The organism is Paenibacillus sp. O199 (assembly GCF_001636635.1).
GTDB classification, from domain to species: domain Bacteria; phylum Bacillota; class Bacilli; order Paenibacillales; family Paenibacillaceae; genus Paenibacillus; species Paenibacillus marchantiae.
In genome coordinates this window covers 343,382-360,445 of the sequence record NZ_LGRP01000002.1, presented here as the reverse complement: position 1 = coordinate 360,445, position 17,064 = coordinate 343,382, and the positions used below count along the sequence as shown (strand labels likewise).

Sequence of the window (17,064 nt, the reverse complement as noted above, 5' to 3'; positions counted from 1 at the left end):
TTTGAATCTTTTGTGGTACGATCCAAATCGTTAACCACATCCGTTTAATCGGTTAACAATAAGATTACCAAAATTGAAAGGAATGTTCAAACATGAAATTATCTTTGCGAGGTATTGTATTCAGCGCACTGATGGCAGCCATACTTGTTCTTTTTGGTTACATAAGTATTCCCATTGGTTTCTCTCCTGTGCCGATTACGCTGCAAACTCTTGCGGTTATGCTGGCAGGCGGACTGCTTGGCCCATTATATGGTTTTCTAAGTGTCGCTTTGGTCGTGGTCCTGACTGCAATTGGCTTCCCGCTTCTGCATGGCGCAGGCGGACTTGCAGTACTCCTTGGGCCTACCGGGGGATATGTTATGATGTGGCCCTTCTCCGCATTGCTCATTGGACTATTGCTCAGCAGAATCAAACTGAACGGATTCGTTGGTTATTTCCTGGCCTTTATTGTATTTGAGATGTTTGGTTCAATGTTGATCTATGTCTCGGGCGTTCCTTGGCTGGCCTATGCTTACAAAATGTCTTTACCCGAAGCGATGATTCAAGGATTCTATCCTTACATCATCGGTGATCTGATCAAAGCCTTGTTCGCTGCGATCATCATCGCACCTGTGCGCATGGTCTTCCCTCCGCAACGACTGACAGGCAATATGAACTCAACGGTTGTGCGAGCAGATTCTTAGGACATCATTGGATCGTGAATAAAACGAAACAAATGCCTCCAAAATTAATTTTTGGAGGTATTTTCTTTTGTGCCAGAACGTCATGTCCATATTTTCCATGCTTCAAGTCCATATTCAACATGTTCTTCAAAAGAAGTCTTGACTATAATAATTGATAATGATTATCATTATAAAAGAAAAAGGGGATTTCATTATTATGTTGCGTCATCCAAATAAACTCCAGCTTTCGTACATTATCCTTGTGCTAACCTTGCTTCTCTCCGCTTGCGGTCAAGGGAAACAAACATCATCACCTTCTACTGAAGGTAATTCTGCACAGCAGACAGAAACGTCAACCGATACTGCCTTAGAATCGGCAACTCGCGTATATAAGGATGCTCTGGGCCGTGAGGTAACGATTCCAGCCCATCCCCAACGTGTTCTCACTACACAATATTTACCGGAAATGCTGGCAGCAGGACTTAAGCCCGCTGGGGCAGCATCTCATCTGCTTAACAACTATGTCTCGATTCAAGATCAATTGGAAGGGATCGAAGATATCGGGGTCTCCAATAAGCTGAATTTGGAAAAGGCACTCGAACTGCAGCCGGACCTCATCATTGCTGCAGAGTGGAATGAGGATCAATTGGAGCAGCTGTCCAAGATTGCCCCTACGGTTGTTGTTCAATGGGAAGGTGCCGATGCATTCCAACATTTCAAGTCAGTGGCTGACGTTATTGGCAGAAGCGAACAGGCAGAGGAATGGATTCAAGCATTTAATCAGAAATCCGAAGAGGCACGGACCAAGCTTTCTTCCTTCGTTTCACCAGATGAGACATTCGGTGTTGTGGTTATTGGCGGATTTGAAAAAGGTCAACTCAGAGTGTACGGGAACGCTAATGTCGGTTATACCTTATATGATGCTCTGAAGTTCAACATGACGGATACCGTCAAAGAGGAATGGGCAAAAGGGAATCATGAACTCGGCATCAACATCTCTCTTGAGAAACTGCCGGAATATGCTTCAGCAGATCGACTGTTTGTGGTAAGATTCGATAATGATCCTGATTTCCTGAAAGAGGTGGATGATAGCCAGTTGTGGCACTCACTGCCTGCCGTCAAAAATAATAAAGTTTACGTGGTTGATGAGAGCCTATGGTTCTCTTACGACGTGATGTCTCTCAGTGCTCAATTGGATGATGCCGTTCAATTGCTCACCAAATAAAAGATATTAATCACATCATATACAATAGAGGAGAAGTTCTTCAGCGATCCTGCCTGAAGAGCTTCTTTTCAGCTTTTGAGGAGGGATACCATGATTTCGCTGGTCTATATACTTACAGGGACATACTGCGATGCGATATCCGGTCCGTGTACAAAATCAATACACCGTCATACATTGATGATCATCACCGAAGGGCGTGGTAAAGTCCATTCCATGGATAGACAGACTGAGGTTATGCCAGGAAACTGCTTTCTATTTCATCCCGGTATGGAAGTGCAGCTTGAGAGTCTGTCAGATCTTCCTCTGCAAGTATATAGCGTTGAATTCGAACCTCTGCCCGTGACTGTTCAGGGTACGCCCCGAATGGCTGCATTAGCGCAAGGACAAGTATACCCTGAACATGTTTCTCGCATGATTCAATTGGTACACTTGCTGCATCCCGTGGAGGATCTTTGCGATGAAAAGGAAAACTACAGCAAACATGTGCTGTTTCAGGAATTGATTTTACTAGCCATGAAAGCCGACACGATGGATAAAGAGTATCGCAGCATACAGGCCGTAGATACACTCCTTCAACGGTTGGAACAATCCGTTACACTTGACTATACTTTGGATCAACTTGCCGCAGAGACTGGGCTATCCACACGCCATTTTTCACGTCTTTTTCGTGAGCACACCGGACAGAGCCCTATCCAATATTTGAATGCCTTGCGAATGAATCGTGCCAAAAAACGTCTGCTGGAATCAAACGATTCGATTCAGGAAATTGCAGGACACATCGGATTCCGCGATCCTTTTCATTTCAGTCGCAGCTTCAAGCAATATACCGGTGTATCGCCGCGTTTATATATTCATTTAAGAAAGCATACAATGCGTGTCGCCTCCTTTCAGTTCCTGGGTGAGCTGCTGGCGCTCGGCATAACACCGATTGGTGCACCTTACCAATTGCTAGACTGCCGTTATTACCAGGGTCATGTGCGAGGTGTTCCTTCGATTGGAAATTCCGTGGTAACGCCATATATGGATAAGATATCGGAGCTGAAACCCGATCTCATCGTGACTTTTAACGGGCATCATTATGCCGAATACTCCAAAATTGCTCCTACACTGGATGTTCCCTGGTCCCTGCCCTTCTTTGAACGCTTTCGTCTTATTGCGGATTTGACTGGAAGGACATCTGTGGCAGAAGCCTGGATGGAAAGCTATATGAACAAGATCAAGGAAACCCAAAGAGTCTTGTCTCCTCTTCAAGATGGTGACCAAACAGTTTCATTCTTCTGGATGAGAGGACTTCCCGCTACCTTCCAGGTCTACTACGACGTAGGTGTGTTATATCGTGATTTGCAATTAAAACCACCTGCTCCGGTGCTGGCAGCCCAGCAAAATAAATCTCATCCGTTCAAAGAAGATATTCCTTTGGATCAATTGCATAAGTATGCGGGTGATCATCTCTTTATCGTTGTGTCGGGCGACCCGGAATCCATCAGACAGTTTGAACAGCTTGAACGCAGCAAGTATTGGCAGCAGCTTCCGGCAGTGCAGAACGGTCAGGTTTACCGTATGACGGAAGACTGGCTTCGGGAAGATCCAATCTCCATGATGGGACAGGTTCAGGATCTGATGAATTTGATTGGGTAACAGCAAAAAAAGCCGCGTCCACGTAAACAGAAATCGTTCTGTTCCACGTCGGACACGGCTTTTGTTATTTTTACTCTTGTTCCTGTCCCTTTCCTCCATACAGGGTAAGTAAAGGCTCTTGAACCCGAACTTGTCCCGTAGTCAAAGGAACCACTTCCTCATAATTCGCAGAATTCGTTACAATTATAGGGGTTACCGTATGATAACCAGCGGCCTTGATTGCAGCGATATCGAATTCCAGCAGCAAATCTCCTGCTTTAACCCGATCACCTTCCTGAATATGTGATGTAAAGTGCTGACCATCGAGCTTGACGGTATCCACCCCAACATGAACCAAAATCTCCGCACCTGTATCCGATACAACAGCTAGGGCATGTTTCTTTTTGAAAGCCACGGTAATAGTACCGTCAAAAGGAGCAACGACTCGGCCAACTGCTGGCTCAATCGCAATGCCTTTGCCCATCGCGCCGGATGAAAATGCCGGATCTGGCACCTCAGTCAGTTCAACAATGGTTCCCTCAATCGGGCTAAGAACTTCTTGATCCAAGGAATCCGCTGTTCTTACTGATGCATTGGTGGATTCCGTGCTTTTTTCTTGTTCTTCCTCTTCCACCGGATCTTTGAATCCCATAATGTACGTCAATGCAGCCGAAACAACAAAGGATACACAGATCCCAAGAATCAGTCCAGGGAAGCCCTCTCCACCTGGTCCATAGAAGATAGGCAAAGTCAGTAATCCTGGAGCGCCCGAAGCAAATGCCTGAGTACCTGCCTGACCAATGATGGCCCCACCAACAGCACCCCCGATCACTCCTGCGATGAATGGACGTTTGAGTGGCAGAGTGACACCATAGATGGCAGGCTCGGTAATCCCGAACAAGGCCGTCAATGTCGATGAACCCGCCAGCGTTTTCAGCTTCTTATTTTTGGTTTTCAACATAACGCCGAATGCAGCTCCGGTCTGTGCGAAGATGGAAGCCGTCGCAGCCGGTTTGACACCATCGCGTCCATATACAGCAACGTTGTTAATAAATACGGGAATGAGTCCCCAGTGAATTCCGAAAATAACGAGCAGCTGCCAGCTTGCACCCATAACTGCTCCTGCTAATAGAGGACTGAATCCAAAGGCGGCCACAAGTCCTGATGCAATGGCATTACCTACATACACTCCAAATGGACCGAATACGAGCAAGGTAAGAGGTACCATAATAACAAGCAAAAATAATGGAGTGACAAAATTTTTCACACTTTCGTGAAGAACTTTATTGAAGAATTTCTCCAATTTGCTCATAACGATGACTGCCAGAATAATAGGGATAACGGTAGATGAATAATTCATCAAAATGACAGGAATACCGAAGAAATCGGTTGGCGTTCCCTCCGCCTTGAGCGTGACGATGGAAGGATAGATTAATGCGCCAGCAATGGTCATTGCTACAAACATGTTACCCTGGAATTTGCGAGCGGTTGTAACCGCTAACAGCAAAGGCAAGAAATAAAACAGGCTGTCTGCTGCTGCAAATAAGATCTTATACGTGGTTTCCGTTGTTTCCAGCCAGCCGACATTGCTTGCAATGAGCAGCAGCCCTTTCAAGATACCGGCTCCCGCCATAACGCCTAGCAGCGGTGCAAAAATACTGGAAATCACATCGATAATGCCGCCTAAACCTTTCGCGGACTTCTTCGGCTTTTCCTTTTCGGAAGAGTCATCCAAAATGTTGCTGATCTGACCAATGGCGCTATATACCTCAGGCACCTTATTGCCCACGACCACCTGAAACTGACCCCCATTTTCCTTGACTGCGATGATTCCTTCTGTCTTTTCTAGCTTGGCTTTGTTTGCCTTCGCGTCATCCTTCAATACAAACCGCAAACGTGTTGCGCAATGTACCAGTGATACCACATTCTTTTCGCCGCCGACCAGCTCGACGATCTCTTTTGCGAGTTTTTCCTGACTCATGATGTGCACCCCCATATTTACTAAAACAGGCACCTTACCGATTTTTTTGCACGCAAAAAACCTAAGCCTTGAGTAAGGTTTGGACACATTGGTCCTGCCTTCTCATGACTTAGGTTTTGCCTGCATAACCAGTAACAATCCCAGTTAAATCGTATTAAATTCCTGTTAATCTCATATTATTATGATTTAACCAAATTTGTCAACATTTTAATTATTATCGATTAACGACCCGTTCAATGTGGACGGTCAGATACAATTTCTCTTCGTTGGTAAGCTGATGGTTATATTCCTTGTTGACGAACATTTCGATTTTCTCCGTACATGCCGCCGCTTCCGGGTGCTTCTCTTTGATCATGTCGTAAAAGTGGTCATAATTATTGTCATAATGCGTCCCGCTTAATACCCTCTGGGAGAAGAATTTCAGATGCGTAATGAAGCGAAAATAGCTGAGAGACTCTTCATCGAATTCCATCTTGAAGTGATACTTCGCTATATTAATAATCTGCTGAATAAACTTCGTGATGTTCATCGTTGTAATGACTTCTTCATTCATCTCCGCATTGACAATATGCAGGGCAATATACGCTGCTTCATCCGGTGGAAGCTCGATATGAAGTCTGGACTTAATCTGCTCCAGCGTTTTCAGACCCAGTCCGAACTCAGCCTTGTACAGCTGTTTGATTTCCCACATCAGTGCATTCTTGATTTCAACTCCTTCACGATATCGTTCAATCGCAAAGTTAATATGATCTGTCAAAGAAACATAAATATTTTCATTCAGGTTACGGCCCAGATTCTCTCTAGCGTAGGTAATAATTTCTTCCACAATTTCGATCAGTTCCATTGGCACTTCGCGCAGCAACATTTTGAAATTGTCGGATGTCTGCTTGTTTTTAAGCGCAAATACTTTCTGGATGCGGGTCTCGTCTACTTTATCCCCGAGCTTTTTCTTAAAGGCAATCCCACGCCCCATCACTACAAGCTCTGCTCCATCCGCCTGATAGATGCTAATGACGTTATTGTTGATAACCTTTGCTATTTTCACTTCAATCCCCCCGTCACGATCCACTCTCTTGGCAATCATACATCGCCTTTTGGGCATACAAAAAAAACCTGAAGCATCACAAAATAAACAAGACATGTACGTCTGTTTTTTTGGTGCTTAGGTTTTGCCTACTTCAAGTAGTAACAATCCCAAAACGATATAATTGCGTCAAGTATAGCGCGAAGAGACACAAATGTCAACGCTTTCAACGAGGGGACAATCGGAAGTTCCATGAAAAGTGGTCCTTCCGATATGATCATGGAGAATGTCCCTGTTTTTTCCCTGCTTATTCCTGTTCTAAATTGCTGCCATCTGATTCAATCACATTTTTGTACCAATGGAAGCTCTTTTTCTTGATCCGCTTCAAGTCACCCTTACCTTCATTGTCACGGTCCACATAGATGTAACCATAACGTTTTCTCATCTCTCCTGAAGAAGCGCTGACAATATCAATTGGCCCCCAGCTTGTATAACCAATGATCTCTACACCATCCTGAATAGCTTCACCCATCTCGGCAACATGGCGTTTCAGATAATCAATCCGGTACGCATCATCAACCTCACCTTCAGGGGTAACCACGTCATTGGCTCCAAATCCATTCTCTACAACAAACAGCGGTTTTTGATATCGGTCGTGCAGTTGATTGGCTGTAATACGGATGCCTTTGGGATCAATCGTCCAGCCCCATTCCGATTTTGCCAAATATGGATTCGCTACAGAACCAAATACATTGCCGCTCGTCATGTTTTTGACGACTTCCGGGTCTGTGGAGGTTGTACGACTTGAATAATAACTAAATCCGATATAATCAACCGTATGGTTTTTCAGAATTACCGCATCACCAGGCTGCATGTTAATATTCAACCCATGATCCTTGAAGAAACGTTTGGCATAGCCCGGGTACTCTCCACGCGACTGAACATCAATGAAGAAATAAGACTCCCTGTCTTTCTCCATGCCCTGGAACACATCATCCGGATTACAGGTATAAGGATAAAAGCTTCCTGCCGCAAGCATACAGCCGATCATTGCGCCCGGGATGATCTCGTGACAGGCTTTAACCGCCAGTGCACTGGCCACCAATTGATGGTGCGCTGCCTGATACTGAATCTCTTTCACATGATCGCCATCCTTGAAAACCAGACCCGCACCAAGGAATGGCAGATGAAGCAGCATATTAATTTCATTGAACGTCATCCAGTATTTCACCTTGTCCTTGTAACGGCTGAATACGGTTTTCGCGTAGGTTTCGAACAGAGTCACCAACTCACGGCTTCTCCAGCTGCCATATTTCTCAATCAGATTAACCGGTACATCGAAGTGAGCAAGTGTTACTACAGGCTCGATACCATGCATCAACAGTTCATCGAATAATCGATCATAAAACTGCAAACCCGCTTCATTCGGCTGTGCATCTTCTCCGGTTGGGAAAATCCGCGCCCAGGAAATGGATACACGCAGCGCTTTGAAGCCCATCTCGGCAAACAGCGCGATATCCTCGGGATAACGATGGTAGAAATCAATCGCTTCATGCGAAGGATAAAACTCGGTTTCCAGCGGGGTTAATGCAAGGACATTACCCTTCATGATGCTTCTGCGATTCTCTCCTGTCGGCAGCAAGTCAACAATGCTCAGCCCTTTGCCATCTTCCAGATAAGCACCCTCTGCCTGATTGGCAGCAATGGCTCCACCCCACAAAAAGTCTTTGGGAAACTTAAAATTAGTCATCCGTATTCTCCTTCCAAATATGTAATTCTGTTATCCGCTCAAATCGCAAGAAACATTAAAAAAACAAAATAGAAAAAACCCGAACCAGCCCGGATACACGTTGCAGTGTATACAAGCCAGCTCAGGTTATGCCCATATCGGTAACATTCCCAGATCACAATTATGCGGATTGGATAAAACTTTAGCAAGAATTAGGGCCATTGTCAATTTAATAAGCGTGATATATATTCTGCATCTGCATGGAACGTTGTCCCTGCAACATTCGAAGACGCATCGAATACTAAGCGAAGACTAGAAGGATCAGTAATCGATCTCAAGTAGAGTTCATGCTATTGTCCACGGAGGTTTTTCATGCAAAAAAACCCGTTTCGTGCACCACATATAATATTCCAAAATTGTAATAACCACTAATTTTTATATGAAATATCAACCAATTATACTGGTATTATCTTCTATTAAAGCATGATATATTTCAATTCAGAAAACGCTTTCAGTAATTTTGATTTGGAGGTGATCCGCGTTTTTAACAAGCTTACGGCTTGTTTTTTGTTGAGCTTTATTGCCAATCTTTGCAAGCATTCTATTTTAGTTCAACGATTATAACTCAAAGGAGAATATGTTAATGAAAAACAACCGCAAATCGGCTCTCTCACTCACGCTCGTGACTGCGATGATCCTGTCCCTCTTCTCATCCACCATCGCTTCTGCTGCTACTGATAACTCGATTCAGGCAAGTGCAGCCACTGCTCCAACCAATATTCAGTCTTATGTCACTGCGATGGAGCCGGGCTGGAATCTGGGTAACTCGCTGGACGCTGTTGGTGCAGATGAGACGGCATGGGGTAACCCGCTAATTACTCAGCAACTGATTCAAAATATCGCTAATCAAGGCTATAAGAGTATTCGTATTCCAGTGACCTGGCAAGCTCATATAGGCGGAGCTCCTAACTACACTATTGATACCGCTTACATGAACCGTGTACAACAGGTTGTAAACTGGGCGCTTGATGCCAATCTGTATGTCATGATCAATATCCATCACGATTCATGGCAGTGGATCAGCTATATGGAGAATGACCATGCCAATGTCCTTGCACGTTACAACTCTGCCTGGACTCAAATTGCAAACAAATTCAAAAACTCATCTACTAAGCTGATGTTCGAAAGTGTAAATGAACCACGCTTCACCGAAGGTGGTACAACGAATACCGCTACAGCGTATGCTTTGCTGGATGAGTTGAATGTATCTTTTCATAACATCGTGAGAGCATCCGGCGGCAACAATGCAACACGTCCATTGGTCCTCCCAACGATGCATACTTCTTCCGCTCAACCAGATCTCGATGCATTATCTCAGACAATTGCGAAATTAAATGACCCTAACATTATCGCTACCGTTCACTACTATGGTTTCTGGCCATTCAGTGTGAATATCGCAGGTTACACCAAATATAATGCTGAAGTGCAACAGGATATTACGACTACATTTGACCGAGTGTACAATGAATTCACAGCCAAAGGTATTCCGGTTATCGTCGGTGAGTATGGCTTACTCGGCTTTGATCAGCACACAGGTGTCATCGAGCAAGGTGAGAAACTGAAATTCTTCGAATTTATCGGCCAATACCTGCGTCAGAAACAGATGACCACCATGTTATGGGATAATGGACAGCATTTTGGCCGTACCAGCTTCACCTGGTCTGACCAGGATCTGTATAACACAATGAAAGCAAGCTGGACAGGTCGTTCCTCCACAGCTGAATCTGATCTGGTTTATCTGAAAAAAGGGGCTGCAATTCAGGATAAAACAGTAAAACTGAATCTCAATGGCAATACATTTAGCTCTCTTGCTAATGGCAGCACTACCCTTGTTCAAGGTACAGATTACACGATCAGTGGTGATGTGCTGACATTGAAATCAAGCCTGTTAACCAGACTGACCACCTCAGGCAATCTTGGGGTTAATGCCAAGTTGACCGTCAAATTCAACAAAGGTGCAAACTGGAACCTGAATATCGTCAAGTATGACACGCCTAAACTGAGCAATGTAACGGGCACAACGAGCTCGTTTGCGATTCCGACTACCTTTAACGGCAATCAGTTGGCCACCATGGAAGCAACTTATACAAGTGGCGGAAACGCGGGTCCGCAAAACTGGACTTCATTCAAAGAATTTTCCTACGCTTTCAGTCCGAATTATAGTAGCAACGTCATTGAACTGAAACAAAACTTCTTCAACGAAACGAATAATGGAGAAGTCATTCTCAAGTTCCACTTCTGGAGTGGAGAAGTAATTACGTACAAAATTACAAAGAATGGTTCCAGTGTTGTCGGAATCTCTTCCTAATTGGATTTTACAACTCAATCTACAGCATATTGGAATTCACGAAACGTTCTGTCCAGGGCAAGAGGCTCTGGGCAGAACGTTTTTCATTATTATCCTTGGTTAATCTGACTGGCGACGAGAACCCACTATCAGTGCCTTTACAATAAAAATGAAACATCTCCACTCCGGCTGTGAATGACATATGTTGCTCCCAGACCTTTATAAACAAGCCCAACAGGTGCCCTGTTGGTAGAAACGACATAGAGTTGTTGCGGACACAAGCTGCGACACAGCTCAATGTCCTGGCAGCACTGCGGCAAGCTATTTTCGAATACAAAGGCGTTTTTCACTACAAATTCTGGCGGAAGCTGATTACGGAATGCCATTTCCTGAATGTAACGCACGGTGACTGCACCAAGCGACTGGAGTTGTTCCCCCTCTTCTTCGCTGTGTACAAGCACGACAACTGCAAATCCCCTCTTCAATAATACATCCACAAAATTCATTCCCGCCTCACCGTGTCCTGTCGATACCACCATCATTGCTTCATCCATTGCTGCCAACCTCGCCTTCACATCAGATCCTGCAAATGCCATCTGGAGTACGTTATGTGCGAATCATAGTCCTCTGTCTGCATCTCTGCAATTCAACTGCATCCGATTTCTGCACCGTTCTGATCGATTCCAGGCAATTCTGGTGAGCAATTCTTGCCTAATCTCCTCTTTTCGCAGTCATGCGGCATGTTGCTCGGTCTGTCATGAGGGGAAGAAAAAATCGAGATAATGGAGTCCAAAACGAAGATATATCTCTTGTTAATCGCTTACATGTGTGAATTTTATACCAAAAATCGGAAAATCAGGCGTATATCCATTCCGGTTGATTTTACTTGAGCTGTATTCAGTCGTAATATAATCGGCAGGATAACAAAAACAATAGAAAACAATAAGATGATTTTGCCTATGGAGGTTGGAGCGTGTGATTGCAGATTGTGATGTGGAAATTCGAACGGAGATTCGTGTTGATACCCGAATTAGTTCCATGGAGATTATTCGGTACGATATGCGAAAATTACCTTTCATAGCGCAGGAACGTTCATCCTGCTACTGTGGATTGTTCAAAATCTCATGTGGGAATGTTCATGGTTTTGCCGAATTTGAATTGCCTGTGGGCTCCCATCCCTCTGATCTGGTAAAATGGGCTTCGGTGTTCAGGGCCTTAAAAGGTATGGAGCTGTCACAGGTCATGCATTATATCCAGAAGCATCAAGAGCTATGGGGAAATGAACGCATGCTTTTCCTGCATGAAGCCGTCAGCAATTTGCTTCTTAACCTGGAGCAAGCCAGCACATCTGATGTGATGTTAAACCGGGAAGAAATTCGTGCCTTTATGATGCAATACGCACTGACGTATTATTCTTTTTGACACCTTCCGTTTAGAAGAAAAGATACATAAAAATGCAAAGAAACCCTGGTGATATACACCGGGTCTTTTTGCATTTTTCGACCTGTCTTTTTCAAAAGTTTACGCTTATTGCGGTTCAGTAAATTTCACAACGATTAGTGCTTCTCCATTAGCTTGAACAGGGCCGGTCGTAGTTGGCATCACCTGTTCGATCTTTTCGTTCCCATTCGGGATGAGCACAGGTGTAATCAATGGCAGCCCGGCAGCCTGGATCGCTTCCATGTCAAATTCAATCAACAGTTGACCTGCGGTTACGGTGTCTCCGCTATTCACATATGCGGTAAAACCTTCACCCTTCAGTCCAACGGTATTAATTCCAATATGCACAAGCATCTGAACACCGGTTTCATGTTCCAGGATTACGGCATGTTTGCTTTTATTCATCACATGAGCGATGACGCCGTCAAAAGGTGCAAATACTTTGCCCTCAGAAGGCTCGATAGCGATCCCTTCTCCCATATGCTTTTCCGAGAATGCAGGATCAGGAACCTGCTCCAAAGCAACAGCTGTGCCTGTGATCGGTGATGCAATTTCCAACAAATCTACCTTGGTGCGATGGTTAGCGGCCTGGCTGGCAGAGGAGTTTGACTTTTGCGACAGAACTTCCGTCTTGCTCTCATCTCCAGCATTGCTCGGAACTTCCTCCGCAACCGGCTGATCCTTATATCCGAAGAACCAGGTAAGTGCAAATGCAATTCCCATGGCCACCACGTTGGACAAAATGTACAAAGGCAATTGACTATTCAAATACAGCAGGGTGCCCGGAATAACCGTCACCGCCATACCTGTACCTTGCAAATGGAACAATGACGCGATAAATCCACCGACAGCGCCTCCGACAAGGCCCATGATAAACGGTTTCATATACCGCAAGTTAACCCCGAAGATAGCAGGTTCGGTAATCCCTAGAAATGCAGAGAATGACGAAGGCAGTGCGAGTGCTTTCAGCTTTGTATTTTTGGTCTTCAACCCCACCGCCAGACAAGCTGCTCCTTGCGCAGCCATAGCGCATGTAATAATCGCGTTGAACGGATTAAAGCCCGTTTTCTCCAGCAATTGAATCTCCAGAAAGTTAAAGATGTGATGTACACCGGTAACAACAATAATTTGATGGAAAAAACCAATAATAATACCCGCAATACCAAATGGCAGTCCCAATACGGCTGTTGTTCCATGCAGAACCCACTCCTCCAGGGAATGGAAAACCGGACCAATCGCGAAGAGACCAAGTGTAATCATGACCGTCAGTGTAATAAAAGGGGTAAGAATTAAGTCGAGCGCCTCTGGCACGCGTCTTCTTAGAACCTTCTCAAACTTCGCTCCGATCAATCCGACGAAGAACGCAGGCAGTACGGAACCCTGATACCCGACCACCGGTATGAATCCGAACATATGCAGCGGTTGTGCTGATCCATCGGCCACAGCGTATGCATTCGGAAGCGCCGGATTCACAAGCATTAGACCCAAAACGATGCCGAGAACCGGACTCCCGCCAAACACGCGGAACGCAGACCAGGCTACAAGTGCAGGCAGAAATGCAAATGCCGTGTCCGTCAGGATTTGAGTAAATAATAAGAAATTGGGCGAAATGTCCTCCGGTGTTGCACCAAATAGCGATAGAATTTCATTTTGAGTGAGCAGCCCGCGCAGACCCATGAAGAGCCCCGTTGCGACCAGCACAGGAATAATCGGTACAAAAACGTCACCAAACGTGCGAATGGCCCGTTGAAAAGCATTGCCTTCCTTTTTGCCCTGACTCTTCACGTCTTCCTTGGAAGACCCTTCGATGCCCAGCTTCTCAACCTCTTCAAATATCCGGTTCACTGTTCCTGTTCCAAAAATGATCTGATACTGGCCCGAGTTGAAAAAGGCCCCTTTCACTTTGTCGATGTTCTCGACCTGCTTCTGATCAATCTTGTCCTTGTCATTCACCATGATCCGAAGACGTGTTGCACAGTGTGCAAATGATGCGATATTTTCTTTGCCCCCGATGGCACGAATAACGTCCTGGGCAATCTGCTGATTATCCGACATGGTTCTTCATTCCTCTCACGTTATATCTAATAATCCCATTTTGATGCCTGAAATCCTGCCTTGCCTTCATGTGCAAAGAAGCGAATCTCCACACTTTCCTTGCTTGGGAAGATACGGCTTGTGAATACCTCTTCTCCATCATTGACAAAGATCTCAACAGAAGAAGAATCCACAAAGATATGGAACTTCAGCACGTCTGCATTCAATGCGCAGCGCCGAATATTCCCGTTCTGATCCGCGAGCGTGGCGCCTGACTGCGAACGATTCAGGGTTACTTTCTGAGTCAACCGATCATACTGCAACACGGTCTTCTCTTCTGCACTCGCCCGCAATTCAATGCCTACAACCTCTGCGTCAAAATTACGGATTTCACATTCCAATTCATAAGCCATTCCAGCAAAGTCTGCGAAAGATCGAGTCTCATGATCCATTGTGAATTCCATGTGAGTCCCTTCAGAATCCCCACGCAGCTTCACCATTTCAGAGACTGGCTGCTGAATTAATTTCCCCTCCCGGAGTGACAACTGCCGCGGAATTGTTAGGCAATGTGCCCATCCACTCTTATCTGTCGGATACTCCAAATCGGGAAGTCCCATCCAGCCTACCAAAATTCGTCTTCCATCTGGCGCCTGCATCGTCTGCGGGGCATAAAAATCAAATCCACGATCCAGCTCCTGAAACGGACCATGGTCGAAGTGCCTTGTCTGAAGATCCAGTGGTTCGCCAATCAGATAGCCCGACTGAAAAATGTTGTGATACTCATCTCCCTGACTCTCTATTCCTTGTGGCGAAAAGATCAGCACACCCTTACCCTGCATCTCCATATAATCGGGGCACTCCCACATGTAACCAAAGTTAGGTAGCCCAGTATGAATCTCTCCAAGAAACGTCCAGTTTCTGAGATCTGACGAGCGATATAATACGGTGCATCCCGTTTCATCTACACGCTGGGCTCCAATCACACAATAATACGTGTCACCTTGCTGCCAAACCTTGGGGTCTCTGAAATGTTCCGTGTAGCCAGAAGGTACTTCAGAGATCACAGGTTGATGCACTTTGGTTATTGAACCGCTTTCATGCATAATCGCCAGACACTGATACGGATGCCTGATCCAGTCCTCATCTCTTGTATTACCTGTGTATAGCAGATTGAGCTGGCCATCTTTTTCAATAGCACTGCCCGAATATGCCCCGTGTGAGTCATATGTGTCGCCCGGCTCGATTCCGATTCCGACTTCTTCCCAGTGCACCAGATCCGTTGAACGGGTATGGTACCAATACTTCATTCCATGCTCGGTCCCGAGCGGGAACCACTGATAGAACAGATGATAATATCCCTGATAATAAGAGAATCCGTTAGGATCGTTAAGCAGTCCGGTTATCGGCTGGATATGGTAATGCTGTCTCCACGGACAAGCAGAGATCAAAGCTTCCAGCTTGCCTATTTCTCCAGGCTCTGCCTGTTCGATTCGTCTGTAGCGTTGCTCTCTAGTCATTTTCATAAAAAGTGTTCTCCATCCTAGCGAAAAGTAAAACCTAAATTAGAGGAACCGGTTCCAACACGCTCAAAAAAATAATTCCATATGGCTTTTTCGCCTGCCACCGTGTTCCCATATCCTTAATGGATATTCGGAGTGGAACCGGTTCGATGGAATTATCATAAAGGATTCATTTATATCTTGTCAACGCTTTCTCGTGGAATAATCTCCACATCAAGAATCGTGCACTGCTCCACCGGATCGCCTTGTACCAGACGAATAATGTGCTGGGCCGCCACTTGACCTGCCTCAAAATAATGATATTTTACTGTCGTTAGTGTAGGATGAATCATCTCGGTAATTTCATAACCACCAAATCCGGTAACCGATAAATCCTGCGGGATTTGTATCTTATTAGAAAAAGCAATCTTCATCACACCCAGTGCGATGTTATCTGTTGCGCCCACAATAATCGTCGGTTTGCTTTTTTTCAAAATCGCTTCTGCGGTAATGATCGCCTCAGACATTTTGAAGCTTGTCTCGTAATATGTCACATCACATCCACCGCATTCGTCGATCGCACGCTTGAACCCCTGTTTGCGATGGATACCCACTGCCTGATCTCTCTCGGTAACGCCAATATAGACGATTTTCCGATGGCCCTTTTCCACAACATGTTTACCCATCTCATACCCCGCCTGATCATCATTATGAACCAGACTGTGTAACTGTTCATGCTGCTGCCCTACCAATAGCACTGGAATTCCGATGTCTTCAACGGCTTTGAGATGTGCATCGGTCACTTCTGCGGCAAGCAGAATAATGCCGGATACCTTCTGTCTGGCAAAGTCATATATGGCATCAATCTCGCGCTGCATATCCTGGCTCGTATTCGCGATTAGCATCTGATACTGATTATTTCTTAATTCTTCATCGATGCCGATCAATGTCTGAGAGGTTGCAAAGGAATCCAGACGAGGAACAACCGTTCCAATAATACTGGTTTTTTTTGCTTTGAGACTCTGTGCGAACGTATTGGGTACGTAATTGTATTGTTTAATAATGCGCTCAATTTTCTGCCGTGTATCGTCACTAACAGAACCACCATTCAGGAAACGAGAGACGGTGCTCTTCGCCACGCCTGCCATTTGGGCGATATCCGAAATCGTTTTATTCATAACTTCTCCTCTTATTCTCATTCGCTTGAATTCACTTATATTACCTTATATTATACTTCGAATGGCAAACCCTTGCGAATACTATTCCCATGGAGATATTAGTAAATCTCACGCAACTCTGAACGTGCATGTGCAATGCGTCACGGTAAAGCGTTATTGATGCATGGCATTAATTCAGCTTCTTGCAGACAAGGAACATGAGATGCTAGTATAACTTCAATTCATAACGTGCATCATGAAATACAGAACCGAATATCATTATTCATACAGGCTATGACGGAAAGAGTACGCGGAGTTATCGTTCATTACAGGGACGCGGTGCCGAAGA

General features: G+C 45.1%; 12 protein-coding genes. 5 read left to right on the top strand and 7 right to left on the bottom strand.

Annotated features, from left to right (window positions below; translation table 11 throughout):
- The first annotated feature begins 92 nt into the window (after nucleotides 1–92).
- From A6049_RS04795 to A6049_RS04785, 3 genes are all read left to right on the top strand, one after another.
- Nucleotides 93–683: a biotin transporter BioY gene (locus A6049_RS04795; RefSeq protein WP_063563511.1), complete on the top strand. Its 591-nt coding sequence runs from the start codon at nucleotides 93–95 to the stop codon at nucleotides 681–683.
- A 196-nt stretch (nucleotides 684–879) separates the two neighbouring features.
- Nucleotides 880–1,887 carry an ABC transporter substrate-binding protein gene (locus A6049_RS04790; protein ID WP_161490546.1) on the top strand — a complete coding sequence of 336 codons (1,008 nt, stop codon included), beginning with the start codon at nucleotides 880–882 and terminating at the stop codon, nucleotides 1,885–1,887.
- Between the two features lie 90 nt (nucleotides 1,888–1,977).
- Nucleotides 1,978–3,525: a helix-turn-helix domain-containing protein gene (locus A6049_RS04785; protein ID WP_063563510.1), complete on the top strand. Its 1,548-nt coding sequence runs from the start codon at nucleotides 1,978–1,980 to the stop codon at nucleotides 3,523–3,525.
- A gap of 70 nt (nucleotides 3,526–3,595) precedes the next feature.
- On the opposite strand, the gene A6049_RS04780 is transcribed toward A6049_RS04785, so the two are convergent.
- The 3 genes from A6049_RS04780 to A6049_RS04770 all read right to left on the bottom strand — a co-directional run bounded on the left by A6049_RS04780 (nucleotide 3,596) and on the right by A6049_RS04770 (nucleotide 8,259).
- Nucleotides 3,596–5,485: a beta-glucoside-specific PTS transporter subunit IIABC gene (locus tag A6049_RS04780; protein ID WP_063563509.1), complete on the bottom strand. Its 1,890-nt coding sequence runs from the start codon at nucleotides 5,483–5,485 to the stop codon at nucleotides 3,596–3,598.
- A 214-nt stretch (nucleotides 5,486–5,699) separates the two neighbouring features.
- Nucleotides 5,700–6,530, bottom strand: coding sequence for a BglG family transcription antiterminator LicT (gene licT, locus A6049_RS04775; RefSeq protein ID WP_063563627.1), 831 nt, complete (start codon nucleotides 6,528–6,530; stop codon nucleotides 5,700–5,702).
- Between the two features lie 286 nt (nucleotides 6,531–6,816).
- Entirely contained in the window at nucleotides 6,817–8,259 is a 1,443-nt protein-coding gene (locus A6049_RS04770) for a 6-phospho-beta-glucosidase (protein WP_063563508.1), read from the bottom strand.
- Nucleotides 8,260–8,881: 622 nt separating this feature from the next.
- On the opposite strand from A6049_RS04770, the gene A6049_RS04765 reads away from it, so the two are divergent.
- The gene (locus A6049_RS04765; RefSeq protein ID WP_095205964.1) at nucleotides 8,882–10,606 is read left to right on the top strand and encodes a cellulase family glycosylhydrolase; all 1,725 of its coding nucleotides are present in this window, start codon (nucleotides 8,882–8,884) and stop codon (nucleotides 10,604–10,606) included.
- Between the two features lie 137 nt (nucleotides 10,607–10,743).
- Here A6049_RS04765 and A6049_RS04760 read toward each other — a convergent pair whose 3' ends face one another.
- Entirely contained in the window at nucleotides 10,744–11,139 is a 396-nt protein-coding gene (locus tag A6049_RS04760) for a hypothetical protein (protein WP_145921896.1), read from the bottom strand.
- A gap of 421 nt (nucleotides 11,140–11,560) precedes the next feature.
- Between A6049_RS04760 and A6049_RS04755 the strand changes: the two genes are divergently transcribed.
- Nucleotides 11,561–12,007: a hypothetical protein gene (locus tag A6049_RS04755; RefSeq protein ID WP_063563505.1), complete on the top strand. Its 447-nt coding sequence runs from the start codon at nucleotides 11,561–11,563 to the stop codon at nucleotides 12,005–12,007.
- Nucleotides 12,008–12,112: 105 nt separating this feature from the next.
- Here the strand turns inward: A6049_RS04755 and A6049_RS04750 are convergent, their stop codons facing one another.
- From A6049_RS04750 to A6049_RS04740, 3 genes are all read right to left on the bottom strand, one after another.
- A complete protein-coding gene (locus A6049_RS04750) occupies nucleotides 12,113–14,080 on the bottom strand; it encodes a sucrose-specific PTS transporter subunit IIBC (RefSeq protein ID WP_063563504.1) in 1,968 nt (655 codons plus the stop codon).
- 26 nt (nucleotides 14,081–14,106) lie between these two features.
- Entirely contained in the window at nucleotides 14,107–15,582 is a 1,476-nt protein-coding gene (locus tag A6049_RS04745) for a glycoside hydrolase family 32 protein (protein ID WP_063563503.1), read from the bottom strand.
- A gap of 170 nt (nucleotides 15,583–15,752) precedes the next feature.
- Nucleotides 15,753–16,736 (bottom strand): LacI family DNA-binding transcriptional regulator, encoded by a 984-nt coding sequence (locus tag A6049_RS04740; protein WP_063563502.1) that lies wholly within the window; start codon nucleotides 16,734–16,736, stop codon nucleotides 15,753–15,755.
- Nucleotides 16,737–17,064 lie beyond the last annotated feature (328 nt).

Bases quoted from the DNA above. Each gene is read 5' to 3' on its own strand.
- A6049_RS04795 (WP_063563511.1), top strand. From the start codon at position 93: ATGAAATTATCTTTGCGAGGTATTGTATTCAGCGCACTGATGGCAGCC.
- A6049_RS04790 (WP_161490546.1), top strand. From the start codon at position 880: ATGTTGCGTCATCCAAATAAACTCCAGCTTTCGTACATTATCCTTGTG.
- A6049_RS04785 (WP_063563510.1), top strand. From the start codon at position 1,978: ATGATTTCGCTGGTCTATATACTTACAGGGACATACTGCGATGCGATA.
- A6049_RS04780 (WP_063563509.1), bottom strand. From the start codon at position 5,485: ATGAGTCAGGAAAAACTCGCAAAAGAGATCGTCGAGCTGGTCGGCGGC.
- A6049_RS04770 (WP_063563508.1), bottom strand. From the start codon at position 8,259: ATGACTAATTTTAAGTTTCCCAAAGACTTTTTGTGGGGTGGAGCCATT.
- A6049_RS04765 (WP_095205964.1), top strand. From the start codon at position 8,882: ATGAAAAACAACCGCAAATCGGCTCTCTCACTCACGCTCGTGACTGCG.
- A6049_RS04760 (WP_145921896.1), bottom strand. From the start codon at position 11,139: ATGGATGAAGCAATGATGGTGGTATCGACAGGACACGGTGAGGCGGGA.
- A6049_RS04750 (WP_063563504.1), bottom strand. From the start codon at position 14,080: ATGTCGGATAATCAGCAGATTGCCCAGGACGTTATTCGTGCCATCGGG.
- A6049_RS04745 (WP_063563503.1), bottom strand. From the start codon at position 15,582: ATGAAAATGACTAGAGAGCAACGCTACAGACGAATCGAACAGGCAGAG.
- A6049_RS04740 (WP_063563502.1), bottom strand. From the start codon at position 16,736: ATGAATAAAACGATTTCGGATATCGCCCAAATGGCAGGCGTGGCGAAG.